The organism is Anaeromyxobacter sp. SG17 (genome assembly GCF_022690695.1).
Taxonomy (GTDB): domain Bacteria; phylum Myxococcota; class Myxococcia; order Myxococcales; family Anaeromyxobacteraceae; genus Anaeromyxobacter; species Anaeromyxobacter soli.
The window spans coordinates 85,842-105,066 of sequence record NZ_JALCYX010000004.1 but is presented as its reverse complement, the minus strand read 5'-3'; the positions used below and the strand labels follow the sequence as shown (position 1 = coordinate 105,066).

20 protein-coding genes are annotated in these 19,225 nt (G+C 73.5%); 13 read left to right on the top strand and 7 right to left on the bottom strand.

From position 1 onward, the window contains the following. Positions 1-290 precede the first annotated feature (290 nt). Both MNY60_RS03325 and MNY60_RS03320 read left to right on the top strand, forming a co-directional pair. Positions 291-2,627, top strand: coding sequence for a CARDB domain-containing protein (locus tag MNY60_RS03325; protein ID WP_242333609.1), 2,337 nt, complete (start codon positions 291-293; stop codon positions 2,625-2,627). A gap of 298 nt (positions 2,628-2,925) precedes the next feature. Beyond that, a complete protein-coding gene (locus MNY60_RS03320; protein WP_242360032.1) occupies positions 2,926-3,645 on the top strand; it encodes an MBL fold metallo-hydrolase in 720 nt (239 codons plus the stop codon). A 14-nt stretch (positions 3,646-3,659) separates the two neighbouring features. On the opposite strand, the gene MNY60_RS03315 is transcribed toward MNY60_RS03320, so the two are convergent. After that, positions 3,660-3,962: a hypothetical protein gene (locus MNY60_RS03315; protein ID WP_242360031.1), complete on the bottom strand. Its 303-nt coding sequence runs from the start codon at positions 3,960-3,962 to the stop codon at positions 3,660-3,662. A 56-nt stretch (positions 3,963-4,018) separates the two neighbouring features. On the opposite strand from MNY60_RS03315, the gene MNY60_RS03310 reads away from it, so the two are divergent. From MNY60_RS03310 to senB, 3 genes are read left to right on the top strand one after another with little or no spacing between them, the layout of a single operon-like run. Further along, complete coding sequence (locus MNY60_RS03310) at positions 4,019-4,663, top strand: TetR/AcrR family transcriptional regulator (protein ID WP_242360030.1); 645 nt, start codon at positions 4,019-4,021, stop codon at positions 4,661-4,663. A 54-nt stretch (positions 4,664-4,717) separates the two neighbouring features. Further along, a complete protein-coding gene (gene senA, locus MNY60_RS03305; protein WP_242360029.1) occupies positions 4,718-5,998 on the top strand; it encodes a selenoneine synthase SenA in 1,281 nt (426 codons plus the stop codon). Positions 5,999-6,023: 25 nt separating this feature from the next. Then, positions 6,024-6,971 carry a selenoneine biosynthesis selenosugar synthase SenB gene (gene senB, locus MNY60_RS03300; protein ID WP_242360028.1) on the top strand — a complete coding sequence of 316 codons (948 nt, stop codon included), beginning with the start codon at positions 6,024-6,026 and terminating at the stop codon, positions 6,969-6,971. A 17-nt stretch (positions 6,972-6,988) separates the two neighbouring features. On the opposite strand, the gene MNY60_RS03295 is transcribed toward senB, so the two are convergent. Next, positions 6,989-7,357: a DUF4865 family protein gene (locus MNY60_RS03295; RefSeq protein ID WP_242333626.1), complete on the bottom strand. Its 369-nt coding sequence runs from the start codon at positions 7,355-7,357 to the stop codon at positions 6,989-6,991. Between the two features lie 202 nt (positions 7,358-7,559). Between MNY60_RS03295 and MNY60_RS03290 the strand changes: the two genes are divergently transcribed. Continuing rightward, positions 7,560-9,197 (top strand): ATP-binding protein, encoded by a 1,638-nt coding sequence (locus tag MNY60_RS03290; protein WP_242360027.1) that lies wholly within the window; start codon positions 7,560-7,562, stop codon positions 9,195-9,197. A gap of 16 nt (positions 9,198-9,213) precedes the next feature. Here the strand turns inward: MNY60_RS03290 and MNY60_RS03285 are convergent, their stop codons facing one another. Both MNY60_RS03285 and MNY60_RS03280 read right to left on the bottom strand, forming a co-directional pair. Further along, a complete protein-coding gene (locus MNY60_RS03285) occupies positions 9,214-9,498 on the bottom strand; it encodes a hypothetical protein (RefSeq protein WP_242360026.1) in 285 nt (94 codons plus the stop codon). A 109-nt stretch (positions 9,499-9,607) separates the two neighbouring features. Next, the gene (locus MNY60_RS03280) at positions 9,608-10,510 is read right to left on the bottom strand and encodes a LysR substrate-binding domain-containing protein (RefSeq protein ID WP_242360025.1); all 903 of its coding nucleotides are present in this window, start codon (positions 10,508-10,510) and stop codon (positions 9,608-9,610) included. Positions 10,511-10,678: 168 nt separating this feature from the next. On the opposite strand from MNY60_RS03280, the gene MNY60_RS03275 reads away from it, so the two are divergent. Both MNY60_RS03275 and MNY60_RS03270 read left to right on the top strand, forming a co-directional pair. Then, positions 10,679-11,158: a cyclic nucleotide-binding/CBS domain-containing protein gene (locus MNY60_RS03275; protein ID WP_242333638.1), complete on the top strand. Its 480-nt coding sequence runs from the start codon at positions 10,679-10,681 to the stop codon at positions 11,156-11,158. A gap of 170 nt (positions 11,159-11,328) precedes the next feature. After that, the gene (locus MNY60_RS03270) at positions 11,329-12,144 is read left to right on the top strand and encodes an alpha/beta fold hydrolase (RefSeq protein ID WP_242333641.1); all 816 of its coding nucleotides are present in this window, start codon (positions 11,329-11,331) and stop codon (positions 12,142-12,144) included. A 22-nt stretch (positions 12,145-12,166) separates the two neighbouring features. Here the strand turns inward: MNY60_RS03270 and MNY60_RS03265 are convergent, their stop codons facing one another. Beyond that, positions 12,167-12,748, bottom strand: a complete 582-nt coding sequence (locus MNY60_RS03265) for a response regulator (RefSeq protein WP_242333644.1) — start codon at positions 12,746-12,748, stop codon at positions 12,167-12,169. Between the two features lie 127 nt (positions 12,749-12,875). Beyond that, the gene (locus tag MNY60_RS03260) at positions 12,876-13,634 is read right to left on the bottom strand and encodes a DUF554 domain-containing protein (RefSeq protein ID WP_242333647.1); all 759 of its coding nucleotides are present in this window, start codon (positions 13,632-13,634) and stop codon (positions 12,876-12,878) included. Between the two features lie 266 nt (positions 13,635-13,900). Here MNY60_RS03260 and MNY60_RS03255 point away from each other — a divergent pair, with 266 nt between their 5' ends. The 5 genes from MNY60_RS03255 to MNY60_RS03235 all read left to right on the top strand — a co-directional run bounded on the left by MNY60_RS03255 (position 13,901) and on the right by MNY60_RS03235 (position 18,427). Continuing rightward, on the top strand, positions 13,901-14,992 hold the full coding sequence (locus MNY60_RS03255; RefSeq protein WP_242355699.1) for a branched-chain amino acid ABC transporter substrate-binding protein: 1,092 nt from the start codon (positions 13,901-13,903) through the stop codon (positions 14,990-14,992). Between the two features lie 66 nt (positions 14,993-15,058). After that, entirely contained in the window at positions 15,059-15,961 is a 903-nt protein-coding gene (locus MNY60_RS03250; RefSeq protein WP_242333653.1) for a branched-chain amino acid ABC transporter permease, read from the top strand. After that, positions 15,961-16,932: a branched-chain amino acid ABC transporter permease gene (locus tag MNY60_RS03245; protein ID WP_242360024.1), complete on the top strand. Its 972-nt coding sequence runs from the start codon at positions 15,961-15,963 to the stop codon at positions 16,930-16,932. Before MNY60_RS03250 ends, MNY60_RS03245 begins: the two co-directional genes overlap by 1 nt. Continuing rightward, positions 16,929-17,696 (top strand): ABC transporter ATP-binding protein, encoded by a 768-nt coding sequence (locus tag MNY60_RS03240; protein WP_242360023.1) that lies wholly within the window; start codon positions 16,929-16,931, stop codon positions 17,694-17,696. The genes MNY60_RS03245 and MNY60_RS03240 overlap by 4 nt, the downstream gene beginning before the upstream one ends. After that, complete coding sequence (locus tag MNY60_RS03235; RefSeq protein ID WP_242333662.1) at positions 17,696-18,427, top strand: ABC transporter ATP-binding protein; 732 nt, start codon at positions 17,696-17,698, stop codon at positions 18,425-18,427. Before MNY60_RS03240 ends, MNY60_RS03235 begins: the two co-directional genes overlap by 1 nt. A 78-nt stretch (positions 18,428-18,505) precedes the next feature. Here the strand turns inward: MNY60_RS03235 and MNY60_RS03230 are convergent, their stop codons facing one another. Then, the gene (locus MNY60_RS03230) at positions 18,506-19,195 is read right to left on the bottom strand and encodes a P13 family porin (RefSeq protein ID WP_242333665.1); all 690 of its coding nucleotides are present in this window, start codon (positions 19,193-19,195) and stop codon (positions 18,506-18,508) included. Positions 19,196-19,225: the final 30 nt, after the last annotated feature.

Here is a 19,225-nt window from a genome sequence, read left to right as displayed (position 1 = left end):
TGGCGACTCGACGCGCGCGGCGCAAGGGCAACGGGCGCGGGAACGGGCGCCTGCCTGATCGGGCGGCCACCCTGCTCTGTCGAGCGCTCGCCCGCCTTCTTCCAGCGGTTGTCCGGGGGCAAAGTCGCGCGTCGGGACGGCGCGGCTTTTCGCCGCACGGTGCGCGAACATTGACCCACAGCAAACGCGTTCGGGGTAGGCGTCCGTGAGAGCAGGCACGGTATACGCCGGACACCGACCGTGAACGTCGGCAGGCGCCGCAAGGGCGGCGCGCGAAAGGGGTCTCGACGATGAGCTCTCGATGGATGGTCTACCTCGCGGCGCTGGCGCTCGCCGGCACCGCCTCCGCGGCGCCCGGCGACTTCATCGCCCAGATCGGCAGCTCCGGCGCGGGCGCGGGCCAGCTCGACGCGCCCTCGGGCGCGGCGGTGGACAGCGCCGGCAACGTCTACGTGACCGACACCGCCAACGCGCGCGTGGAGGTCTTCTCGCGCGACGGCCAGTTCCTGCGCGCGTGGGGGAGCCTCGGCAGCGCGAACGGGCAGCTCGACGGCCCGACCGGCATCGCCGTCTGCGAGCCGACCGTCTTCGTCGCCGACACGAACAACAACCGCGTCCAGGTGTTCGACACGGCCGGGAACCTTTCCGCCGTGTACGGGGGCATGAACGCTCCGCACGGCGTCGCGTGCGACGACATGTTCCTGTACGTCGCGGACACCGGGAATCACCGCATCGCGGTCATGATGCTCGCCGACTACGGACAGGACTTCCCGCCGGTCCCGAACGGCGGCCACGGCAGCGGACCGGGCCAGTACGACTCCCCGACCGACATCGCGCTCGGCCCCGACGGCTCGATCTACGTCGCGGACACCGGGAACGACCGGATCGTCGCCTCGCGGAACGGGGTCTTCGACTTCGGCGGGACCGGCACCGCCGAGGGGCAGCTCCAGCGGCCCACCGGCGTGGAGGTGGACGCCGGCGGCAACGTCTACGTGGCGGACAGCGGCAACGCCCGCGTGCAGGTCTTCGCGCCGTCCGGCGCCTTCGAGACCGCGTTCGGCACGCCGGGCGCGGAGGCGGGCCAGCTCGCGTCGCCCTCGGGCATCGCGTTCGACCGGGGCGGGGCCCGCGTCGTCGTCGCCGACTCCGGCAACGATCGGCTGCAGAGCTTCCAGGCCATGAGCTCGGATCTCGCGGTGACCGGGATCGTGGCCCCGGCGGCCGCGAGCACCCTGCAGCAGCTCTCCTACGCGGTGACCGTCCGGAACGTCGGCCCGGGCGCGCAGGGGTACGTCTGGTTGTACGGCTACCTCTCCAGCGATCCGGTCCTCTCCTCCAACGACGTGCAGACCTGCACCTCCGCCCTCGCGACCCTCGACCCCGGCGCCGAGCAGACGCTGACGGCGAACTGCACGGTCTCCGCCTACGCCGCCGCCGTCTCCGGCCCCGCGTACCTCATCGTCAGGGCGGCCTCCGCCGCCGGCGTGCTCGACCCGAATCCGGCGAACGACACCGCCGCGGTGGCGATCCAGGTCAACGCCCCCGATCTCGCCGTCTCCTCCGTCGCGGCGCCGTCCGCCGCCGGCACGCTCCAGACGATCACCGTGAGCGCCACGGTCGTGAACCAGGGGGCCGGGAACGCGAATCCGTCCGCCCTCTCGCTCACCCTCGTCTCTGCCAGCACCGGCACGATGTTGGTGTCGCTCGGCAACTTCCAGGTCGGCGCGCTCGCGGCCGGCGGGCAGCAGACGGTGAGCACCACCTACACGCTCCCGTCCAACCTCACGGAGGGCTCGTACCTCATTCGCGCCACCGCCGACGGCACCGGGGCGGTCCCGGAGAGCGACGAGTCCAACAACTCCACCTCCCGGCCGCTCACCATCGGCCTGCCGGACCTGACCTTCGGGCCGGTCTCGTTCCCCGCCTCGGCCGCGCAGGGCGACACGGTCCCGGTGACCGTCACCATCGTGAACCAGGGCGCCGGGGACTCGAAGGCGTTCAGCGTGAGCATCGTGCTCACGCGCGACGGCAACGTCTGCACGCGCCGCACCACCTGCGACGAGTCGGACGACGACTGGTGGCTCGGCTACGTCTCCGTGCCCGGCCTCGCCGCGGGGGCACAGGTCACGCTGACCATCCCGACGCCCCTCCCCGCGGACTTCGTGCCGCTCTCGTGGCCCGTGATCGGCCTCATCGACTGGGACAACCGGGTCGCGGAGTCGAACAACGGCAACAACATCATCACGATCGGGTCGATCTCGGTCCTCCCTTCCGCGAGCACGATCATCGTCGGCGTGGACATCAAGCCGGGCAGCTCCCCGAACAGCATCAACCTCGGCTCGAACGGCGTCGTGCCGGTCGCCATCCTCAGCAGCCCGATGTTCGACGCGACGACGGTGGATCCGCTCACCGTGACGCTCGCGAGCTCGCCCATCGTCCTGCGCGGCAACGGGACGCCCTCCGCGTCCGCCGAGGACGTGAACGGTGACGGGCTCCTGGACCTCGTCGTGCAGGTCCAGACCGAGGCGCTCCAGCTCACGACGACGTCCACGTCCGCGGCGCTCCAGGGGCGCACTTACCTGGGGCAGGCGATCGCCGGCAACGACGACGTGAACGTGGTGCCGTAGCCACGAACGAGGGCGCGCAGGCCGGCTCGCGGCGACGCGGGCCGGCCTGCGGTCCTCATCCGATCGCCGGACCGTCCGCCCGCCGGCCAGGTCCCCGTGGAGACCGGACGGCGAGCCCCCTCCGGAGAGCGGCGGCTCCCTGCGGACCCTCCGGCGCGTCCGGGGCTCCGCCCCCCGAGCGAAACGAGGCGCCTCGACCGTGCTCGCACGGGCGCGCGCCATTACGCGTCCACCGAGCGACGCCTCGCTCCGCGACCATGAGCGGCCGCCGCGAGGCGGCGGCGAGGGGGAGCGCGAGATGAGCGAGCTCGAGACCCGCATCGACGAGATCGCGGACGGCATCCACCGGATCAGCACCTCCGTCCCGGCCATTCCGGGCGGCTTCACCTTCAACCAGTACCTCGTGGTGGACGACGCGCCGCTCCTGTTCCACACCGGCCTCCGCCGGCTCTTCCCGGCGGTCCGCGCCGCGATCGCCCGGGTCATGCCCGTCGAGCGGCTCCGCTGGATCGCCTTCTCGCACTTCGAGCAGGACGAGTGTGGCGCGCTGAACGAGCTCCTCGCCGCGGCCCCGCAGGCAGAGGCTGCCTGCAGCACGATCGGCGCGATGACCTCGGTCGGCGACCTCGCGATCCGCCCGCCGCGCCCGCTCCCCGACGGCGAGCGGCTGTCGCTCGGCCGTCACGAGGTGGTGTGGCATGACGCGCCCCACGTGCCTCACGGCTGGGACTGCGGGTTCCTCTCGGAGACGACCACGCGGACGCTCCTCTGCGGCGACCTCTTCACCCAGCCAGGCGCGAGCCCCCCTCCGCTCACCGAGGAGGACATCCTCGGGCCCTCCGAGGCGCTGCGCGCCGCGCTCGACTACTGGGCGCACGCCCCCGCGACGCGCGCCACGCTCGAGCGGCTCGCGGCGACCTCACCGCGCACGCTCGCGTGCATGCACGGGGCCGCCTGGCGTGGGGATGGGGCGGCGCTCCTGCTCGCGCTCGCGGAGTCACTCGAGAGGCCGGCGTGATCGCCGCGGGCGGGTCAGGCCGGGAGCGGCGCGCCGGCCCAGACCTCCCGCACGGTGATCGGCTGGGTCGTGGGCTCCCCCGCGCGCGCGACGCCTGCCCGCGCGAGCACGCGCGCGACGATCGGGTGGAGGGTCGTCTCGACGAAGCGTCGGTACGCCTCCTGCGACTCCCACACGTCGAGGTAGCGGAGGCCCTTCTCCAGCTCGATCACCACGTGCACGACGAGCCCGGGCGGCGGCCGGTCGCCGAGCTCCGCGCGGATCTGCCGGTAGACCTCCATGCCGATGGGGACGTCCTGCGTGAACGCGTACGCCATGGGAGCGCCTTCCTTTCATCCGAAGCGACCTCGGATTAATATTCGAGGTAGTGACGATGGGACCTCGGCGCAAGCGCAGGCGCTACGACGCGACGCGTCGCCGCGAGGCCGCGGAGCGGACCCGGCACGACATCCTCGAGTCGGCCCAGCGGCTGTTCACGAGCCGCGGCTACGGCGCGACCGCGATGGCGGACGTCGCCCGCGAGGCCGGGGTCGCGCTCGACACGGTCTACGCCTCGGTCGGGCGGAAGCCCGCGCTCATGCGGCTCCTGCTCGAGCGCGCGATCTCCGGCGTCGACGCGCCCGTGCCGGCGGAGCAGCGGGACTACGTGCGCGCGATCCAGGCGGAGCCGGACCCCGCCCGCAAGCTCGCCCTCTACGCCGCCGCGATCCGGCGCATCCACGAGCGGCTCGCGCCGCTCGTGCGCGCGATCCAGGCGGCCGCGGCCGCGCACCCCGAGGTGGCCGAGCTCTGGAGCGAGATCTCGGCGCGCCGCGCGCGGAACATGCGCCTGCTCGCCGCGCATCTCGCCGAGACCGGTGCGCTCCGGCCCGCGCTCGGCGTGGACGAGGCGGCGGACATCATCTGGGCGACGAACGCGCCCGAGCTGTACCTCCTGCTCGTCGGCGATCGGGGCTGGTCGCCGGAGCGGTTCGAGGTCTGGCTCGCGGACGCGTGGCGCAGGCTCCTGCTCGCCTGACCCCAAGCGAGGGCTCTCCGAGCCCGGCGGCCACAGGCGCGCTACATCTCCCGGATGAGGACGCACCGGCTCGTCGGATCCATCGCCGAAGCCAGGCGTCGCACCCTGGAGCTCGCGTCGGCGCTGTCCGAGGCGCAGCTCCTCGGGCCGCGGCTCGCCATCGTGAACCCGCCCCTGTGGGAGCTCGGGCACGTCGCCTGGTTCCAGGAGCGCTGGGTGCTGCGCCACGCGGCCGGCAGCGCGCCCCTCCGCGCCGACGCCGACGCCCTCTACGACTCGTCCGCCGTCGCGCACGACACGCGCTGGGACCTCCCCCTGCCCGGCTTCGCCGAGACCACGGCCTACCTGCGGGACGTCGAGACGCGCGTGGCGACGCTCGCCGCGCGCGGCGAGGCGGACCCCTACTTCGTCGCGCTGAGCGTCTTCCACGAGGACATGCACTTCGAGGCGATGGCCTTCACGCGACAGACGCTCGGGTACGCACCGCCTCCGCTCTCCGGCGAGGCGCCCGCGGCGCCCCGGGAGACCGGCGATCTGCCGGGGGACGTCGCCGTGCCGGGGGGCGAGCTCCGGCTCGGCGCCGAGCGCGGGGACGGCTTCGTGTTCGACAACGAGAAGTGGGCGCACCCCGTCGAGCTCGCGCCCTTCCGGATCTCCCGGGCGCCCGTCACGCAGGCCCGCTTCGCCGAGTTCGTGGAGGACGGCGGCTACCGCCGGCGCGAGGCGTGGAGCGAGGCGGGCTGGCGCTGGCGCTCGGCGGCGGGGGTGGACGGGCCCGCCTACTGGGAGCGCAGGGACGGGCAGCTCGTCCGGCGCGACTTCGACCGCTGGGTGCCGCTGGAGCCGCATCGACCGATGGTGAACGTCAGCTGGTTCGAGGCGGAGGCCTTCTGCCGCTGGGCCGGGCGGCGGCTCCCGAGCGAGGCCGAGTGGGAGGCGGCCGCCGCGGGCGAGCCCGGGCCCGACGGGCACCTCTCGCGCACGAAGCGGCGCTTCCCGTGGGGCGACGCGCCGCCCGACCCCCGGCGCGCGCACCTCGGCGCCCGCCGGCTGCACGCCGTGGACGTCGCGGCGCTCCCCGCGGGAGACAGCGCCTTCGGCTGCCGGCAGCTCGTGGGGAACGTCTGGGAGTGGACGGCGAGCGACTTCGTGCCCTACCCCGGCTTCGCGCCCGACCCGTATCGCGAGTACTCTCAGCCCTGGTTCGGCACGCACAAGGTGCTGCGCGGCGGCAGCTTCGCCACCCCGGCGCGCCTCGTCTCGAACACCTTCCGCAACTTCTACACGCCCGATCGACGCGACCTCTGGGCCGGATTCCGCACGTGCGCCGCATGACGGCATCCCCGAGGCGACGGACACCGTGAACATCCTCGTCACCACCCCAGCCCCGCGCGGCTCGCACAAGGGCAACCGCGTCACCGCGCTGCGCTGGGCCGGGCAGCTCCGCGCGCTCGGCCACCACGTCGGGCTCGCCGAGGCCTGGACGGGCCAGCGGTGCGACCTCCTCGTCGCGCTCCACGCCACGAAGAGCCACCCGTCCGTCGTGCGCTACCGGGAAGCCCGGCCCGACGCGCCGCTCGTCGTCGGGCTCGCCGGGACGGACCTGTACCAGGATCTCCCCGCGTCGCCCCTCGCCCGCCGCTCGCTCGAGTTCGCGACGCGCCTCACCCTTCTCCAGCCGCTCGGGATGGAGGCGCTGCCGCCCGAGGTCCGGCACAAGGCGCGCACGATCTTCCAGTCGGCGCACCCCGCCAGGCCGGCGCCGGCGCCGCCCGGCGTGTTCAGGGTCTGCCTGCTCGCGCACATCCGCGCGGTGAAGAACGCGTTCCTCGCCGCGGACGCGGTGCGGCGCCTCCCGGCCCGCTCTCGCGTCGAGCTCGTCCACCTCGGCGCCGCGCTCGACCCGGGCGCGGACACGCGCGCCCGGCTCGAGACGGAGGAGAACGGCCGCTACCGCTGGCTCGGCGAGCGCCGCCGCTCCGACGCGCTCGCCACGCTCGCCGGCAGCGCGCTGCTCCTCGTGACCTCGCGGCTCGAGGGTGGCTCGAACGCCGTATCGGAGGCGCTCGCGTCGCGCGTACCGGTGCTCTCCACGCGCGTGGACGGGTCGGTGGGCGTGCTCGGCCCGGACTACCCCGGGTTCTTCCCGGTCGGCGACGCCGGCGCGCTCGCGGAGCTGCTCCTCCGCGCGGAGGAGGACGCCGCGCTCGCGGCCGCCCTCCGGGCCGGCGTGGAGCGCGCGCGCCCGCTCGTCGAGCCCGCCCGCGAGCGCGCGGCGTGGCGCGACCTGCTCGCCGAGCTCTGGTGAACCCTCCCGGACGCGGGTCAGGCCGGGGGGCTCGGTGAGGCGCCCTCGCCCTGCGACACGGAGGGCATGAGGTCGTAGTCCGGCGGGAACACCAGGTCGCCGTCCTCGACGTACGCGCAGATCTCCGCGCGCTCGACGCGCGGCTCCCCGTACATCGAGATCGCCGTGCGCCAGGCGTCGGAGCGCAGGAACGCCTCGGCGTCGTCCTGCGTCTCCCACACGTAGTTGCCGCCGTACTCGCCCCGCTCCGGCGCGAAGATGAACGCCTTCGCGTGGAGCCCAGGCATCCCGCGATACAGATCGAACGCGCGCCGGATCGCGATCTGCCGGAGCCGCTCCCAGTCCGTGTCCGCCGGCAGGGTGAAGCGAATCGTCGTCGCGAACATGGCTCGTCCCTCCTCCCGCCCTTCTTAGCCGCGCGAGCCTTCGAGGGCACCTCGAGGCGAGACCCCGTCTCCCCCGAGTCGGGCCGCACTCGCCCGGCTCGCCGGTCCAGGATCGACCTGCCTTGCGGCCCTGGAGGGGATCGCCTCGCGGGACCCCTCTCTCTCGTCTGGCTGCGCAGATGGTACGGTCCGTTGAACGGTCATGACGAGGCATGCGCACTCTGCAGCGCCGTCGGCGCCCATCGCGGCGGAGCGCTCGGCGCAGGCGCCGGACCTGCATTCGCCGCCCGTGGAGGAGCCGCCCGAGGTCCACCCGGACGAGCCGCCGACCTGGAGCGCGCACGCGCTCCGGTACGCGTTCGCGGTGGGCTGCGCCGCGGCCCTGCTCGCCGCGAGCGGCGCCCTCGAGGATCTCCTCCACGGCTTCGTCTTCAGCCTCCCCGTCGCGGGCGTCTCTCTCGTCGTGTACTTCCTCGGGCCCGGGCCGGCGCTGGCGTTCACCGCGATCGTCGGCCTCGGCTTCTGGAGATTCTTCCAGGAGCCCTTTCGCTCGCACCAGGAGGTCGCGCGCCTCGCCGCGTTCACCGTCGCGTCGCTCGCCATCGTCGCCGCCGTCCGGCAGCTCCAGCGGACGCAGCGGAGGCTCCTCGAGGAGAAGGACAGGGTGGACCGCGCCGAGCAGGAGCTGCGCCGCAGCAACGCGCTCCTGCGGGAGACGGACCGCCGCAAGGACGAGTTCCTCGGCGTGCTCTCGCACGAGCTCAGGAACCCGCTCGCGCCGATCCGCAACGCGCTGTCGCTGCTCGCGCGCGTGGACCCCTGCGGAGACGAGGCCGCGCGCGCGAGGGCGATCCTCGATCGTCAGGTCGTGCACCTGACGCGCATCGTGGACGACCTGCTCGACGTGACCCGCATCACGCGCGGGAAGATCCTCCTCCGGCGATCGCGCGTCGAGCTCGGCGACCTGGTCCGCCGGACCGTCGAGGACCACCGCACGCTGTTCGCCTCCCGCGAGATCGCGGTCGAGGTCAGCCTCCCGGAGGGCCCGGCCTGGCTCGACGCCGACGCGACCCGCGTCGCGCAGGTGATCGGGAACCTGCTGCAGAACGCCGCGAAGTTCACGGATCGCGGCGGCCACGTCGAGGTCACGCTCGAGCGCGACACGGGCGCGAGGGCGGGGATTCTGCTGCGGGTGCGGGACGACGGCGCCGGCATCGACGTCGAGATGCTCGACCGCGTGTTCGAGCCGTTCACCCAGGCCGACGACAGCCTGCACCGCTCGCGGGGCGGGCTGGGCCTGGGGCTCTCGCTCGTGAAGGGGCTCGTCGAGCTCCACGGCGGGTCCGTGGAGGCCCGCAGCGGTGGGGCCGGCCGCGGCGCGGAGCTCGTGGTTCGCCTGCCGCTCGCGCCGCCGGACGGCGGCAGCCCGCGCCACGAACCGCCGGCGCCGGTCGCCGCGGTTGGCCCGCTGCGCGTGCTCGTCATCGAGGACAACATCGACGCGGCGGAGACCCTCCGCGAGCTGCTGCTCATGTGGGGTCACGAGGTCGCGGTGGCCCACGACGGCGCCGCCGGCGTGGAGCGGGCCCGCGCGCTGCGGCCGGAGGTCGTGCTCTGCGACATCGGCCTGCCGGTGATGAGCGGCTACGAGGTCGCGCGCGCGATCCGCGCGGACCCGACGCTCGGCGCGACCTTCCTCGTGGCGGTGACCGGCTACGCGCTGCCCGAGGACCGGCGGCTCGCGGCGGAGGCGGGCTTCAGCCGGCACCTCGCGAAGCCGGTCGCGGTCGAGACGCTGGAGCGGCTGCTCGCGGCCGCGCCACGCTCCCGGCAGGCGTAGCCGCGCCCCCGGAGGATCAGCGCCGCGCCGGCCGGTTCGCCTTCCAGGCGACCCACGTGAGCACCGCCGCGACGACCGGCGCGAGCAGCACCACCGCGGTCATCGCGAACAGCGCCAGCACGGCGGCCGCCGCGACCAGCGCCGGCACGCCCACCACCCCAGCGACGATCGCCGCCGCCTGCGCGGCGTCGCGGCGCGTGGCCCAGGCGTCCGGCGTCGCGACGCCCGGTGAGGGGCCGCCGGGGAGCGAGAGCTCGAGGGCTTGCACCGCCGCCACGAGGATCGGCTCGTTCGCGCTCATCGCGGCCTCCCTGCCCGGCGCGCAGACGACGCTGCATCGTTACTCACCCCGCGCCGGCCGCGTGAGACCCGCGCAGGCGAACACCGAAGGGCACTCTGCCCGAGACCTCCTACGGTCGCGCCGGCGGGTTGCGTCGCGCCCACGCCTCGAAGCGGCCGGCGGCTCCGTGGAGCTGGCGCGACGCCGTGGCCCACGAGAACGACCGGACGAGGCGCAGGTCCCGCAGCGGCAGCACGCGGAGCGTCCCGGCGGCGACCTCGAGCTGCACGCTCCAGCGCGACACGAACGCGACGCCCAGGCCGGCCACGGCCGCCATCTTCATGGACTGGTTCGAGCCGAACAGGAGCTCCGAGCGGCGCACCAGCCGCGATCCCAGCACGCGCGTCAGCGCCTCCTCGACGACGGCGCGGGTGTTGGAGCCCGGCTCCCGCAGGAGGAGCGGGACCTTCGCGAGATCCGCGGCGCGCGCGATGCCGCAGAGATCGCGCGCGGCGCTGGCCGCGACGGCCACGAGCTCGTCCTCGAGGTAGGGCTCGAGGTGAACGCGCGGCGAGCGCTGGCGCCCCTCGACGATCCCGAGCGGCACCCTCCCCTCGGCGACCCACTCGAGCACGCGCGCCGTGTTGCTCACCTGGATGCGGAACGGCACCCGCCCGTGGATGGCGCGGAAGCCCGCCACGAGCGGGGGCACGACGTAGGCGGCGGTCGTCATGCTCGCCCCGATCACCACCTCCTCGCCGACGGCGGTCTCTCCCTGGAACTCCGTCTCCACGGCGCCGAGGACCTCGTGCACCTGCTTCGCCGCCTCGAGGAGCCGCAGGCCCCAGTCGGTCGGCGCCACGCCCTTCGAAGACCTGAGCAGCAGGGCGCGCCCGCACTCCTCCTCGAGCGCGCGGATCTGCGCGGTCACCGCGGGCTGCGAGAGGTGGAGGAGCTTCGCCGCGGCGGAGATCTTCCGCGTCTGCGCGACGACGCGGAACGTCTCGAGCTTCCTGGGGTCGAGCCTGCTCATCGGCGGCGAGCATATCAGGGGACCGCGGTTCCGAGGAGCGGTCCATCAGCGGAGGTTATGGCTCATCCATTCTTGCGACGACGCGTTCGCGGCGGCCGCGCCCATGATGCTCGACGTGGCGCACCGGGCCCCTCCTCCCCCGGCCGCGCCCGCGGAGGAAACCCAGTCATGGCCTGCATCCAGAATCGAGTCGTTCGCGGCGTCGTCTCCCTCGACGAGTCCGCCACCTGCCGGGAGGCCGCGCGCCTCATGGCCGAGCGCGGCGTCGGCTCGGTGGGCGTCCGCCGCGGCGCGAAGCTCGTCGGCCTCGTCACCGAGCGCGACCTGGTCTCCGCGATGGGCGGCGGCGCCCACGCCTGCCACACGACGCTCTGCCAGGTCATGCGGGCCGACCTGCCGTCCGTCTCGCCGCAGGCGACCGACCGCGAGTGCGCCCAGCTCATGCGCACCGGCCACACCCGCCACCTCGCCGTGAAGGAGGGCGGCGAGATCGTGGGCGTCATCTCCATGCTGGACCTCGTCGACCTCGTGGTCGAGGAGAAGCAGTGGAGCATCGACCAGCTCGAGAGCTACATCCGCGGCGGGCGCGCCTGGCAGCTCAGCGAGCCCATCCTGACGATGTTCAGCCACGAGCCGACCGCAGGCTAGACGCGGAGCGAGCAGTGACCCCGGCGGGCCCGCGAGCGCGATCGCGGGCCCGCCGTCGTTCCAGGGGAGCGCGTGATGCGCGACCGGCGTCCTGCGCCCGCGGAGTACCGATCGCCGGGGCCTCGCGCGCCTCCCGTGCTTCCCGGCGGCGGCGGCGCTACCATCGCGCGATGGCGAGCGACGCGGGCGGGTTGCGGCTGTTCCACACGATTCGCGGAGCGGGCGAGCCCGTCGTGCTGGTCCACGGCTCCTGGGGCGACCACCACGGCTGGGACGCGGTGGCGCCCGCGCTGGCCGAGCGGCGCGCAGTCGTCGCCTACGACCGGCGCGGCCACGGCCGCTCCGCCGCCCGCGACCGCCCGGCCACGGTCCACGATCACGTGGCGGACCTCGCCGCGCTCGTCGAGGCGCTCCACCTCGGTCCCGTGCACGTGCTCGCGAGCTCCTACGGCGCGTCGATCGCGCTCCGCACGGCCTCGCTCCACCCCGATCGATTCCGCTCGCTCGCCGTGCACGAGCCTCCCCTCGTGCGTCTGCTCGACGATCACGCCCCGTCCGCGCCGGCCCTGCGCGCGTTCCGCGAGGCGTACCCGCGCATCGAGGCGTTCCTCCGCGCGGGACGGCCCTCCGACGCGGCGCGCACGTTCATCGACGAGATCGCCCTCGGCCCGGGCACCTGGGACCGGCTCCCGCCGCCGGCGCGCGAGGCCTTCCTCCGGAACGCGCCCTCCTTCCTCGCCGAGATCGAGGATCCCGACGCGCTCGACCTCGACCTCTCCGCGCTCCGCGCCTTCCCCGGGCCGGTGCTGCTCACGCAGGGGGACCGCAGCCCGCCGCTGTTCGGCCCGATCCTGGACCGGCTCGCCCCGGCGCTGCCGCATGCGACGCGCCACACCTTCACCGGCGCCGGCCACGTGCCGCACGCGAGCCACCCGCGCGCCTTCGTCGAGCGCGTCGAGGCGTTCTTCGCAGGCGCGGCGGCGTAGCGGCGAAGGTCCCCCGACCGGATCACCGCGCCACGGCGACTGCTGCGAGGCCGCCCGCGGTGGCGCACGCGATCCGAAGTGCAGGGGTGAAACCCCGACGGCGATCTGCCAGCCGCTGGCGAGGCGCAGGCGCAGCGACGGTCGAGACGACGAGCGTGCCGCGCGCCGCAGGGTGCACCTCGTCCGCTGCCCGGAGGGGCGCCGGCTGCGCGCGCCGCGAGGCGACCGCGCCGACGGCCTCCGCCGCGGCCGCGGGTCCGAGCGCGCGGTCCACGACCGCGTCGGCGCCGAGGGCGAGGAGCTGCTCGCAGAGCCCCCGCGCCGCGCCGGCGGCGAGGACCACGATGCCGAGGTCGCGCTCGCCTCCGGCGTGGCGGACGAGGTGGACGAACGACACGGCGTCGCGGCCGGGCAGCGCGGAGTCGACGACGAGCACGTCGAGGTCGAGGAGCTCGTCGAGGAGGAGGCCGAGGCCGCTCGTCGCATCCGCCGCGGCGCGCACCTCGAAGCCGCGCGCCTCCAGGGCCGCGCCGAGGAGCCGGAGCACGTTCGCGTCGTCGTCGAGGAGGAGCGCCCTGGGCCGCCGGATCGTCGTCGCGTTCATGCCCTGCCGACGCGCCGCCGCGCAGCGCTATTCAGCGCGTGAAAACGCGCCGAAATCGCCGTGACGGCGGGCGGTTCCGGAGCGTGAACGGCAGCCACAGCGTGAAGAAACGGCGCGCGTGCGCCGCTCAGGGCACGACGTAGGCGAGCACGGCCGCGACGAACACGCCGGGGAGGAGGTTGCCCACCGGCAGCCGCTTGATGCCGGTGAGATCGAGGCCGATCGCGGCGATGAGCAGGCCGCCGGCCGAGGTGAGCGTCGCGAGGACCGGGACCGTGAGGTAGGCGGCCACGCCGCTCGCGGCGGCCGTGATGCCACCCTGGTAGAGCGCGAGCGGCAGCACCGAGAGTCCCACCCCCGGACCCAGCGTGGAGGCGAGCACGATGGAGGTGACACCGTCGAGCAGCGCCTTGACGAACAGCACGTCGGGCTGGCCGGCGGCGTCCTGGATCGAGCCGATCACGGCCATGGCTCCGACGCAGTACAGCAAGGACGCCGTCACGAACCCCTCGACGAGGTCATGGCCCTGCGGCGCGGCGTGGCCCGCCGTGGCGGGCGCCCGCCGCGCGAAGGACTGCATCCAGATGCCGAAGCGCTCCAGCCGCAGCTCGAGCTGGAGCAGCTCGCCCGCGATCCCTCCCACCACCAGCCCGCCGATGACGACGAGCGGGTTGGGGTGGAACGGCCCGGCGCCCGCGTGGGCCAGCTTCGTCGCGTCGACGCGCGGATCGAGGGCCATCTGCAGCCCGACCCCGAGCACCGACAGCCCGATGGCGGCCATGGCGGTCGAGCGGACGCGCTCCGGGATCAGCCGGCCGAAGAGCAGCCCGACCCCGGTCCCGGCGACGATGGCGCCGACGTTGACGACGGTTCCGATGCCCTGCATTCGTTCTCCTGAGCCGCCGGGCCGCGACGTGCCGCCCGACGCAGTGCGCCGCAACCTACAAGAAACCCTCCTGGCGGGCGATGCGGAACCAACCCGCCCCGGGCTCGGGCGCGAGGGGATGACGACCCCCGGACCCCGCGACCGCCGGTCGGAACGGGCCCCCTCACGCGTTTCCGCTACCGGAGGGCGCCCGACTGGTGCTGAGATGTCGCCTCCCCGGGTTCAAAGGAGGACACATGACGAAGCCGATGAGACTCGCTGTCGCGATGTCCCTGCTCGCATTCGGATCCGCCCGCGCGGCGGACACGGTCAAGATCGGGCTGATGGCCCCGATGACCGGCTCCTGGGCCAGCGAGGGCCAGGAGATGAAGCGCAACGTCGAGCTGCTCGCCGCGGAGCAGAACGCGCGCGGGGGCCTGCTCGGCAAGCAGATCGAGGTGGTGCTGGAGGACGACGGCGGCGATCCGCGGACCGCGGCCCTCGCCGCGCAGCGGCTCACCACCCGCGGCGTCGTGGCCGTCATCGGCACGTACGGCTCGGCGGTGACCGAGGCGACCCAGAACATCCTCGACGAGGCCGGCGTCATCCAGGTGGCGAACGGCTCCACCGCCGTACGGCTCACCGAGAAGGGGCTCAAGCACTTCTTCCGGACCTGCCCGCGCGACGACGAGCAGGGGCGCGTCGGCGCCGCGACCCTCGAGAAGCTGAAGGCGAAGAAGGTCGCGCTGCTCCACGACAGCTCCGCCTACTCGAAGGGGCTCGCGGACGAGATCGCCGCGATCCTCAAGAAGCGCAACATCCCGATCGCCTTCTTCGACGCCCTCACGCCCAAGGAGCAGGACTACTCGGCCATCCTCACGCGCCTCAAGGCGGCCGGGCCGGACGTCGTGTTCTTCACGGGCTACTACCCCGAGGCCGGCCTGCTCCTGAAGCAGAAGAAGCAGATGGGCTGGAAGGTCCCGTTCATCGGCGGCGACGCGATCAACAACCCCGACCTCGTCAAGATCGCCGGCAAGGACGCCGCGGCCGGGTTCCAGTTCCTCTCGCCGCCCGTCCCGAAGGACCTCGACACGCCCGAGGCCAAGGCCTACGTGGCGAGCTACCAGAAGAAGTATGGCGAGGCCCCGAGCTCGATCTACGGCGTCCTCGCCGGCGACGGCTTCCGCGTCGTCGCGAAGGCCATCGAGGCGACGAAGTCGACGGACGCCGACAAGCTGCGGGCGTACCTCGTCGGCCAGCTCAAGGACTTCCCGGGCTTCACCGGCAAGATCGCCTTCAACGACAAGGGTGACCGGGTCGGCGAGCTGTACCGCGTGTACGCGGTGGACGCGGCCGGCAACTTCGTCCTGCAGAAGTAGTCCTGCAACCCGGAGCGGGGCCCCGCCGCAAGGGGCCCCGCTCGACCTCCGGAGCCGACAGACTTCATGGAGCAATTCTTCCAGCAGGTGACGAACGGGCTCGCGGTCGGGAGCATCTACGCCCTGATCGCGCTCGGGTACACGATGGTGTACGGCGTGCTCCGGCTCATCAACTTCGCGCACGGCGACCTCTTCACCTACGGCGCGTACCTCGGGATGACGCTCCTCACGTCGTTCCTCCTCCACGATCACCTCGGCCTCGCGCTCGCGCTCGTCGTGCTGGCGGTGATGGTGATGGGGCTCGTCGCCGTCATCGGGGTGATCCTGGAGCGGGCCGCTTACCGGCCGCTGCGGGAGTCGCCGCGCCTGTCGGCGGTGGTCTCGGCGCTGGGCGCCTCGATCTTCCTCCAGAACGCCCTCATGCTCGTCTACGGCGCCCGGTACCAGGTCTACCCGGACGTCCTCCCGCAGACGACGGTCTCGTTCCTCGGCCAGCAGATGCCGGTGATGCGCCTCGCGGTCGTGCTGGTGTCCGTCACCATCATGGCGGCCCTCTACCTGTTCGTGCAGAAGACCAAGGTCGGCACCGCCATCCGGGCCGCCGCCATCGACCAGGGCGCGGCGCGGCTCATGGGCATCGACGTGAACAAGGTGGTCACGATCGTCTTCGTGATCGGCCCCGCCCTCGGCGGCGGGGCGGGCCTCCTCGTCGGGCTCTACTACGGCCAGATCAGCTTCACGATGGGCTGGATCTACGGGATGAAGGCGTTCACCGCCGCCATCCTGGGCGGGATCGGCAACATCCCCGGCGCGATGGTGGGCGGGCTCCTGCTCGGCGTCGTCGAGGCGCTCGGCGCGGCCTACCTCTCCATCGCCTGGAAGGACGCGTTCGCCTTCCTCGTGCTCATCCTCATCCTCATCGTGCGTCCGTCCGGCCTGCTCGGCGAGCGCGTGGCGGAGAAGGTCTGATGGCGGCCCGGACCACCACCCGCCTCGCGGTCGGGTACGCCCTCGCGGCCGCGTTCATCGTGGCGGCGCCCCGCTTCCTCGACGCGTACTGGCTCGACGTGCTGAACAGCGTCGGGCTCTACGTCCTCCTGGCGCTGAGCCTGAACCTCATCCTCGGCGACGCGGGGCTCTTCAACATGGGGCACGCGGCGTTCTACGCGGTGGGCGCCTTCACCGCCGCGATCCTCAACACGAGGTACCAGATCCCGATCCTCTGGACGCTCCCGGCGAGCGCCGTGGTGGCGGCGGTCTTCGCGGCGCTGGTGGCCCGTCCCGTCGTCCACCTGCGCGGCGACTACCTGCTCGTGGTGACCATCGGGCTCGGCGAGATCGTGCGGATCGCGCTCGTGAACGACGTGTTCGGGCTCACTGGCGGGGCGAACGGGATCTTCGGCATCTCCCGCCCGATGGTGTTCGGCTACAAGATCCGCCGCCCGCACGAGTTCCTCTACCTGATCTGGGCCTTCGTGGCGGTCACCGTGCTCCTGTTCCACCGCCTCGAGCAGTCGCGCTTCGGCCGCGCCCTCAACTACCTCCGCGAGGACCCCGTCGCCGCCGAGGGCAGCGGCGTGAACACCGCCCGCTACCGCCTGCTCGCCTTCGCGCTCGGCGCCGCCTGGGCCGGCATGACCGGCACCCTCTACGCCGCGAAGATGACCATCATCTCCCCCGAGTCGTTCGGGTTCTGGGAGTCGGTGGTCCTCTTCCTCATGGTGATCCTCGGCGGCTCGGGCTCCATCCCCGGCGTCATCGTGGGCGCGGTGCTCGTGGTGGTGCTCCCCGAGGTGTTCCGCGGCTTCGCGAGCGCGCGCATGCTCGTCTTCGGCCTCGTGATGATGGTGATGATGGTCGTCCGGCCCCAGGGGCTCCTCCCGTTCCGGCTCCTCCGCTTCAAGGAGTCCGACGTGCGCCGGGCAGGAGCGTCGTCGTGAGCGCGCTGCTCGAGGTCCGCGGCGTCACGAAGAGCTTCGGCGGGCTCACCGCCGTGAGCGACGTCACGTTCGACGTCCAGGCAGGCTCGGTCGTCGGCCTCATCGGGCCGAACGGCGCCGGGAAGACCACCACCTTCAACCTCATCACCGGCAACTACCGCGCCGACCACGGGACGATCCGCTTCCAGGACCGGGCGATCGACCGGATGCGGACGCACAAGATCGTGCAGGCGGGGATCGCCCGCACCTTCCAGAACGTCCGGCTCTTCCAGCAGCTCTCGGCCGTCGAGAACGTCCTCGCCGGGCGCCACTGCCGCACGCGGAGCGGCGCGCTCGGCGCGCTCCTCCGCCCGCCCTGGCAGGTCCGCGAGGAGCGCGAGGCCGCGGCGCGGGCGGTGGACGAGCTCGCCTTCGTCGGCCTGCGCGGGCGCGCCATGGAGCTCGCGAAGAACCTCGCCTACGGCGACCAGCGGCGCCTCGAGATCGCCCGGGCGCTCGCCGCGGACCCGCGGCTCGTGATCCTGGACGAGCCGGCAGGCGGGATGAACGAGCAGGAGACCGAGGAGCTCATCGGCCTCATCGGCCGGATCCGGGCGCGCGGCATCACCATCCTGCTCATCGAGCACGACATGAGCCTCGTGATGCGGGCCTGCGAGCACATCGTGGTGCTCGAGTACGGACAGAAGATCGCCGAGGGCTCCCCGGCCGCGATCCAGGTGAACCCGCGGGTCATCGAGGCGTACCTCGGCACGGAGGAGGTCTAGTGGACGCGCCGCTCCTCGAGACGCGCGGCCTGCGGGTCAAGTACGGCAACGTCGAGGCCCTGCACGGCATCGACCTCGCCGTCCGGCAGGGCGAGATCGTCAGCATCCTCGGCGCGAACGGCGCCGGGAAGTCCACCACCCTCCGCGCCATCAGCGGCCTCCTGCGCCCCTCGGGCGGCGAGATCCGCTACGACGGCAAGCCGGCGGCCGGCATCCCGGCGCACGAGCGGGTGCGGCTCGGGATCGCCCAGGCGCCGGAGGGCAGGCGCATCTTCGGCACGCTGACCGTGCGGGAGAACCTCGTCCTCGGGGCGTTCACCCGCTCCGACAAGGACGAGATCGCCGCCACCGCCGCCTGGATCTACAAGCTCTTCCCGGTCCTCGAGACGCGCCGGCTGCAGCTCGCCGGCACCCTCTCCGGCGGCGAGCAGCAGATGCTCGCCATCGGGCGGGCCCTGATGGCGAAGCCGCGCGTGCTCCTCCTCGACGAGCCGTCCCTCGGCCTCGCCCCGCTGCTCGTGAAGGCCATCTTCCGCACGCTGCGCGAGATCAACGAGCAGACGGGCGTGACGGTGGTGCTGGTGGAGCAGAACGCCCGCGCGGCGCTCAAGCTCGCCCACCGCGGCTACGTGATGGAGGTCGGCCGGATCGTGCTCGAGGGCCCGGCCGCGACCCTCGCGTCCGATCCGAAGGTGCAGGCGGCCTACCTCGGCGGGAAGACCGGCGCGTAGAGCTCCTGGAGCCGCAGGCGTGGACCTTGCGCGCGGTGGAGCAGGCAGCGGCCCCCGCGTCGAAGGATCGCCTCCCAATCAATAGCGGAGCGCCACGCCGAGGGCCGCGCCGGGGGCTCCGCGTCCCGGCGCGATCGGGAGCAGGGCCGGCATCGCCGTGACGGGCGGCGGCAGTGCCCGCAGCGCGCGCTCTGCCTCGCGGTGGCGCCGGCCGGAGAAGGTGAACGGGAGGATCACTCCCCCCACCCGGGAGCCGAGGATGAGCGCCGCGCCCGTCCCCAAGAGCACGGACCCGCTGCGGCTGGGCTGCGAGGTCCCGAACGCCGAGAGGACGCCCGCGAAGAAGAGCGTCGAGCCTGCAAAGTCCGCCGCCGCGAGCCACGCGCCGCGCGGGTCACGCGACGCGAGAGAGCCGAGCCCGTATCCCGGGTAGAGGTTGAGGAGCGGGGCCCACCAGCGGATCCCCTCCTCGAGCCCGTCGAGCAGCCGGGCCCGCTCCGCGTGCGTGAGCCGCACGAAGCGTGCGTCGCTCGCGATGACGCTGCCCGCGTCGTACGGACTCTCGGCGCGGAGGGCGGCGACGAGAGCCGGGACGGCGTCCGCGCCGTCTCGCTCGAGCGTCAGCGCGGCAGTGCTCTCGGCGTCCCCCTGCGTCGCCTCGGGCTCATCGTCCCAGGCGCCCGTCGGTGGCTCGGGATCGTGACGCGGTTCTGCCGGCGTCGAGGCGGAGACCAGGAGCGCGGCGATGCAGGGCAGGACGGCGTGCATGCGACCGATCGTACCGCACGCGATGCAGGT